Annotated in this window: 8 protein-coding genes; all 8 read left to right on the top strand. The window is 61.1% G+C overall.

Going from position 1 to position 6,895, the window contains the following annotated elements:
* A partial coding sequence (locus IG627_RS20960) for a hypothetical protein (protein WP_226865459.1) occupies positions 1 to 211 on the top strand: 211 nt, incomplete at its 5' end.
* A complete protein-coding gene (locus tag IG627_RS19120; RefSeq protein ID WP_193194662.1) occupies positions 204 to 1,436 on the top strand; it encodes a pyridoxal-phosphate-dependent aminotransferase family protein in 1,233 nt (410 codons plus the stop codon). The genes IG627_RS20960 and IG627_RS19120, both read left to right, overlap by 8 nt.
* Before the next feature lie 61 nt (positions 1,437 to 1,497).
* Entirely contained in the window at positions 1,498 to 2,403 is a 906-nt protein-coding gene (gene mtnP, locus IG627_RS19115; RefSeq protein ID WP_193194660.1) for an S-methyl-5'-thioadenosine phosphorylase, read from the top strand.
* 5 nt (positions 2,404 to 2,408) lie between these two features.
* Complete coding sequence (gene arsS / locus IG627_RS19110) at positions 2,409 to 3,356, top strand: arsenosugar biosynthesis radical SAM (seleno)protein ArsS (RefSeq protein ID WP_193194658.1); 948 nt, start codon at positions 2,409 to 2,411, stop codon at positions 3,354 to 3,356.
* A 15-nt stretch (positions 3,357 to 3,371) separates the two neighbouring features.
* Positions 3,372 to 4,055 (top strand): TVP38/TMEM64 family protein, encoded by a 684-nt coding sequence (locus tag IG627_RS20955; protein ID WP_226865458.1) that lies wholly within the window; start codon positions 3,372 to 3,374, stop codon positions 4,053 to 4,055.
* Positions 4,025 to 5,512, top strand: coding sequence for a dihydrolipoyl dehydrogenase family protein (locus IG627_RS19105; RefSeq protein ID WP_226865457.1), 1,488 nt, complete (start codon positions 4,025 to 4,027; stop codon positions 5,510 to 5,512). The genes IG627_RS20955 and IG627_RS19105 overlap by 31 nt, the downstream gene beginning before the upstream one ends.
* Positions 5,512 to 6,186 (top strand): TIGR04283 family arsenosugar biosynthesis glycosyltransferase, encoded by a 675-nt coding sequence (locus tag IG627_RS19100; RefSeq protein ID WP_193194656.1) that lies wholly within the window; start codon positions 5,512 to 5,514, stop codon positions 6,184 to 6,186. The genes IG627_RS19105 and IG627_RS19100 overlap by 1 nt, the downstream gene beginning before the upstream one ends.
* Positions 6,187 to 6,208: 22 nt before the next feature.
* On the top strand, positions 6,209 to 6,811 hold the full coding sequence (locus IG627_RS19095) for a TIGR04282 family arsenosugar biosynthesis glycosyltransferase (protein ID WP_319024615.1): 603 nt from the start codon (positions 6,209 to 6,211) through the stop codon (positions 6,809 to 6,811).
* Positions 6,812 to 6,895: the final 84 nt, after the last annotated feature.

The raw sequence follows: 6,895 nt of genomic DNA, 5'->3' as shown, positions 1-6,895 counted from the left end.
GGGGCGGATGGCCGCCCCGCCGTTCCTACAAAAATTCGAAAAGGCCGTCTCGCGAGAGGCGGCCTTTTTATTTGACTTTCCCTTCTCTCACAATTACCGTTTTAATCCCGCCGAACAAAATTTGGCCTCCGCTGTATCCCCCGGCCACAAGCCCTCCGGTCAGCAGTTATTACTGTTTTATCCACTGGCTTCCAGGTCGAACAATGAGTAGCTCCCGTCAATCCCCGCCGATAAGCCGGGAATCTATTGCCGTTCCCACGATAAAACCCCTGCAGCAGATACTCCCCTCGGAACCCCTGCTGATGATGGGGGCGGGCCCGGTCCCCATTCCCGAAGCCGTGGCGCGGGCCAACAGCCAGGTGATCAACCACCTGGGCGCTACCATGTCGACCATCATCGGCCAGGTGAAAACCATGGCGCGTTACGTCTTCCAGACCCGCAGCCCCTGGGTGATGGGTATCGCTGGCCCCGGCTCCGCGGCGATGGAGATGGCGGTGAGCAACCTGGTGTGGCGCAACACCCGTGTGCTGTGTATCAGCAACGGCTATTTCAGTGCCCGCCTGGCGGAAATGAGCCGCCGCGTCGGGGCCGATGTGAAAGTGCTGGAATGTGCGGAAAAATCCCAGGCGGACCTGGATCAGGTTATCGCAGCCATAGAGGAATTCCAGCCCGAATGTATCACCCTGGTACAGGGCGAAACCTCCAATACCATCTGCAATCACAACCTGCGGCAAATTGCCGCCGAGGCGAAAAAACGTGGCTGTCTCACCATTGTCGACGCGGTTTGTACCCTCAGCACCATGCCCCTGGAAATGGACCGCTGGCAGATAGATGCGGTGATCACCGGCGGCCAGAAAGGTCTATCTTCCATTCCCGGCGTTTCCCTCGTCGCCTTCTCCGAAGCCGCCTGGGAGCGAATCCGCACACGCCCGGGTACGCCGGTACACTGGTGCCTGGATGCGCGGCTCGCGGAAAATTTCTGGCACAAGGGCTCCTACCATTACACAGCACCGGTATCCGGCGTGCTGGCGTTACATGAGGCCCTGCGTCTCGTCTGTGAGGAGGGGCTGGAGCGACGCTTTGAAAGGCACAGGCGCTGCTCCGGCGCCTTGCAGAATGGTGTGGAAGCCATGGGGTTGAATCTCTACGCTCCGCAATCCAGCCGGCTCAACTCCGTGGTCGGCATTGAACTCCCGCAGGGGATTGCCAGTAGCGATGTATGTGCACAGATATCGCGCAAATACCGCGTCGAAATTGCCGGTTCATTTGGTTTGCCGATCATCCGGGTGGGGCAGATGGGAGAGCAGTGCAGGGCGCAAAACCTGTTCAGGACACTGCACGCCATCGGTTGCACCATGCGCGACCTCAAAGTGACAGTGGATCTGCCCAGTGCCATGGCGGAACTGGAAAGCTGCCTGATCGACGGGGCAGGGTAGCTATACAATGCCCGAGGTCATTTCTATACTGCCGCCATAGACGCAGATATAGGAGCGGCAAATGGCATTGATCGGCGTAATCGGCGGCAGCGGTCTCTACGAAATGCAGGGGCTGGACAATGTGCGGGAGCACCGGGTCGAGACCCCCTTCGGCGCGCCCTCCGACGCTATCGTTACCGGCGAGCTGCAGGGTGTCCCCGTCGCCTTCCTGGCCCGCCACGGTCGCGGACACCGGCTGATTCCCTCCGAAGTACCCTACCGGGCCAATATCCACGCGCTGCGCCAGCTGGGTGTACGCTATATCCTGTCCCTTTCTGCAGTAGGTTCCCTGCGCGAGGAGGTGCGGCCACTGGATATGCTGATTCCGGATCAGTTTATCGATATGACCCGCAGGCGCGAGAGCAGCTTCTTTGGCGATGGCGCCGTGGCCCATGTGTCCATGGCCGACCCGGTCTGCGCCCGGGTCGCCGACTGCCTGGCGCGCGGCTTTGGTATTGCTCAGGGGGAAGCCACCCAGGGGGACCAGCCGATTGCACTGCACCGCGGCGGCAGCTATGTGTGTATCGAGGGACCGCAGTTTTCCACCCGCGCCGAGTCCCACTGGTTCCGCGCTATGGGCGCCTCTGTGATCGGCATGACCAACATGCCCGAGGCCAAGCTGGCGCGGGAAGCGCAGATCGCCTATGGAACCCTGGCCATGGCCACCGACTACGATTGCTGGCACCCGCGTGAGGCCGCGGTCACCGCGGAAACGGCCATCGCCAACCTGCAGCAGAATGCCGCCCGCGCGCAGCGAATAGCCGCCGAGGCGATACGCCTGCTGGGCGAAGAACAGCCGCAATCCGATGCGCACACGGCTCTGGCCAGCGCTCTAGTCACGCCACTGGAAGCCATGTCGCAAGAGAAGGCAGCAGTAATAAAACCGCTGCTCGCACCGACCGACAGGGTGGAAGAACTGGAGTCCTGACGGATATGCACGAGACGCTGCCACTATTGGAAGTATCGGATTTTCCGCCCATCCGCCGCGAGCGGATTGACACGCTGCAGGTCAATATCGGCTACAAGTGCAACCAGAGCTGCGTGCACTGCCACGTCAATGCCGGCCCCAATCGCACCGAGATGATGAGCGGGGAAAACCTGGCACTGATTCCCGAAGTGTTGCGCGCGCGCAAAATGACCTCCCTGGATATCACCGGCGGTGCGCCGGAACTGCATCCGGGTTTCCGCGACCTGGTGAGCGCCGCGCGGGCGCTGGGCGTACAGGTCATCGACCGCTGCAACCTGACCATCCTGTTCGAGCCCGGGCAGGAGGATCTGGCCGGGTTCCTGGCGCGGCAGCGGGTGGAGGTGGTGGCATCGCTGCCCTGCTACTCGCTCGACAATGTGGACCGGCAGCGCGGCAAGGGCGTATTCGACAAGAGTATCGCCGCACTGCAGAAGTTGAATGCGCTGGGATACGGGCATGCCGATAGCGGCCTGGTATTGAACCTGGTCTACAACCCCCAGGGACCCTTCCTGCCGCCGGACCAGCAGGCGCTGGAAGCGGATTACCGGCGAGAGTTGCTCGCGCATTTCGATATCGTTTTCAACCAACTCTTCGCGCTGGCCAATATGCCGATCAAGCGCTTCGGTTCCGCCCTGGTTTCCAAGGGGCAGTTTGCCGACTATATGCAACTGCTCAAGGACAGCTACAGCGCTGCCAATCTCGAAGGGGTGATGTGCCGCAGCCTGGTCAGCGTGGACTGGCAGGGCAACCTGTACGATTGCGATTTCAACCAGCAGCTGGATATCGCAGTACCCGGTCGCGCGCACTTGCGGGATCTGCTCCAACGGGATATGCGCAACACACCGATCCGCGTGGCCGACCACTGCTACGGTTGTACTGCCGGGCAGGGCAGCAGCTGCGGCGGCGCCCTCTAGGGCCGCCGAAAATCCATGGCAAAGAAACTTTCCCTGATCGCCATACTGTTGGCTCTTGGGCTGGTCTTTTATCTATTGGATCTGCACCAGTGGTTGACGTTGGAACAGCTGAAACAGGGGCAGGCGCAGTTTGAGCAATGGCGCCAGGCCGCACCGATCCTGGTCGGGCTGTTGTTTGCGCTTTTCTACGTTCTGATCACCGGCCTGTCCCTGCCCGGTGCAGTCATATTGACCCTGGCCGCCGGGGCCTTGTTCGGACTTTTCTGGGGCACGGTGATCGTGTCTTTCGCCTCCAGCATCGGCGCCACTCTGGCCTTTCTGGTCTCCCGCTTCCTGCTGCGGGATTGGGTCCAGCACCGCTTTGCCGGCAGATTGCAGGCGATCAATCGCGGTGTAGAGCGTGAGGGCGCCTTCTACCTGTTTGCACTGCGGCTGGTGCCGATCTTTCCGTTTTTCCTGATCAATATCCTGATGGGACTTACCCGTATTGGCACCTGGACCTATTACTGGGTCAGTCAGCTGGGTATGCTGGCGGCCACGGCAGTCTATGTAAACGCGGGTACACAGCTGGGCAGGCTGGAAAGTCTGGGCGATATTCTGTCGCCGCAGCTGCTGCTGTCTTTTGTGCTGCTGGGAATCTTCCCCCTGCTGGCCAGGCGACTTTTACGTTGGATCAAGCACTACAGGGCGAATCGCTGATGGAAAAGCCGCGCAGATTCGACCGCAACCTGGTGGTGATTGGAGCCGGCGCCGCGGGTCTTGTCAGTGCCTATATCGCCGCGGCGGTCAAAGCCGGGGTGACACTAATCGAAGCCGGCGCTATGGGCGGCGACTGCCTGAATACCGGCTGTGTACCCAGCAAGGCGCTGATCAAGTGCGCCCGCATCGCGCAGCAGGCACGCGAGGCGGAGAAATTCGGTGTGGAACTTTCCGAGCCGAGGGTCGACTTTCCCCGGGTGATGCTACATGTGCGCGAATCCATCGCGGCGATTGAACCCCACGACAGTGTGGAGCGCTATACGGGCCTGGGGGTGGAGGTGTTGCAGGGGCGCGCCCGTCTGGTTGATCCCTGGACCGTGAAAATCGCCTTGAACAGCGGCGGCGAACAGGTGCTCACGGCGCGGGCAATTATTCTCGCCACCGGTGCCGAGCCGCTGGTGCCGCCGCTGCCGGGTCTGGATAACGTCGATTTTGTTACCAGTGATACCCTCTGGGAAAAGTTTGCCGGCCTGGATCGAGTGCCGGAAAAACTGCTGGTGCTGGGCGGCGGCGCAGTGGGCTGCGAGCTGGCCCAGGCCTTTGCGCGGCTGGGTTCGCGCGTAACCCTGGTGGAGAAGGCAGAGCGGCTGCTGCCGCTGGAGGAGAGAGAGGTATCCGAAGCGGTAGAGCAGTCGCTCAATGCCGAAGGTATTGAGGTATTCACAGCACACGAGGCGGTATCTTTCGAGAAGGCGAGCGCGAAAGTGCGCGCGCCGGATGGGGAGCGGCTACTTGAATTCGACCAGTTGTTGCTGGCGCTGGGGCGCCGGGCCAGAGTCAGTGGTTTCGGTCTGGAGGCACTCGGTATTGTCGAGGACGGCAAGCTGCAGACGGATCCATACCTGCGCACCCGCTATCCGCATATTCTCGCCGCCGGTGACCTGGTCGGCCCCCACCAGTTTACCCATATGGCCGCGCACCAGGCCTGGTATGCGGCGGTCAATGGTCTCTTCGGCGACCTGAAGAAATTTGCCGTGGACTACTCGCTGGTGCCGCGCGCGGTATTTGTGGATCCGGAAGCGGCCAGTGTCGGCCTGGGCGAACAGCAGGCCGCAGAGCGGAATATTCCCTACGAGGTTACCCGTTACGGAATCGACGATCTGGATCGCGCCATTGTCGACGGCGCGGCGCGGGGTTTTGTCAAAGTGCTGACGGTGCCGGGCAAGGACAGGATTCTCGGTGTGTCCATCGTCGGAGAAAACGCTGCGGAGCTGATTGCAGAGTTTGTGCTGGCAATAAAGCACGGCCTGGGTATGAACAAGATTCTCGGCACCATTCATATCTACCCGACAATGGCGGAGGCCAATAAATACGCGGCGGGCAACTGGAAGCGCGCCCATGCACCGGAAAGGATCCTGCGGCTTCTGGAGCGCTTCCACCGCTGGAGGCGTGGCTAGTGCGTTTGAGTATCGTGGTGCCGCTGCTGAACGAGCGGGCGCAGTTGCCGGGTCTTGTCGAACACCTGCGCAACCTGAAGGCGCGCGGCGAAATCGAAGTGCTCCTGGTGGACGGCGGCAGTATCGATGGCAGCGCGGAATTCGCCGCTGCCACCGGCTTGCGGGTACTCAAGTCACAGAAAGGCAGGGCGCGACAGATGAATGTCGGCGCCGCCTGTGCCGGTGGCGACTGGCTGCTGTTTCTGCACGCGGATACCCGCCTGCCTCTCGACGCGATCGAGAAATTGGAGCGGAATTTCTCGAGCGATTCCTGCTGGGGACGCTTCGACCTGCGTATCTGTGGCGACAGTATCTGGTTCCCATTGATCGCCACACTGATCAACTGGCGCTCCCGCCTGAGCGGAATTGCCACCGGCGACCAGGCGATATTTGTACGCCGCGATCTATTCGAAGAGTTGGGCGGTTTTCCCACACAGCCGTTGATGGAGGATATAGAGCTGAGCAGTCGGCTGCGGAAAATCTCCCGCCCGGCCTGTATCGGCGCCCGCGTTACAACGTCCGGGCGCCGCTGGCAGAAATACGGTGTCCTGCGCACAGTGCTGCTGATGTGGCGGCTGCGCTTCGACTACTGGCGCGGCGTGCCGGCAGAAAACCTGGCCCGTCGCTATGACTGATTCCCCGAATCGCGCTTTGCGTGTGATTGTTTTTGCCAAGGCGCCACTGCCAGGTTATGCCAAGACGCGGCTGGTTCCAGCACTGGGGGAAGAGAGCGCGGCGGCACTTGCCGAAAGGATGTTGAAATACACTCTGCAGCAGTGTTTGCAAGCCGAAGTGGGATCTATTGAGCTGTGTGTGGCTCCGCACAGGGAGCACGAATACTGGCAATCGCTTGCGTTGCCGGAAATTGTTGCGCTGAGCAGCCAGGGGGAGGGAGATCTCGGTGAGCGCCTGTGGCGGGCAGCCAGGCGAGCACAAGTGACCGGGGGCTCGGTGCTGCTGATCGGCACCGATTGTCCACAGCTTACTGCTGAGCGTCTGCGCGCGGCGGCTTCCGCGCTGCAAAAGTCCGATGCGGTTATTCATCCGACCCGCGACGGTGGCTATGCGCTGCTGGGGTTGAATCGTGTCGAGTCAGCGCTGTTCGAAGATATTAGTTGGAGCACGGAGGTGGTCGCACAGCAGACGCGGGAGCGGCTGGATATGTGTAATATGCGCTGTGATTGGCTGGAAACCCTGGTGGATATCGACGAGCCGCGGGATCTGGAGTTTTTACCGAGAGGCTGGGAGGCAGGCCTGTAGATACTCTGTTGCAAAACAAGCTTTTATTGTCTCGTCATACCGGCGAAGGCCGGTATCCAGTTCGGTGGCACCTGGATTCCGGCC

This window comes from Microbulbifer taiwanensis (assembly GCF_014904815.1).
In the GTDB taxonomy this organism is placed as follows: domain Bacteria; phylum Pseudomonadota; class Gammaproteobacteria; order Pseudomonadales; family Cellvibrionaceae; genus Microbulbifer; species Microbulbifer taiwanensis.
This window is presented reverse-complemented; position numbering and strand designations above follow the sequence as displayed.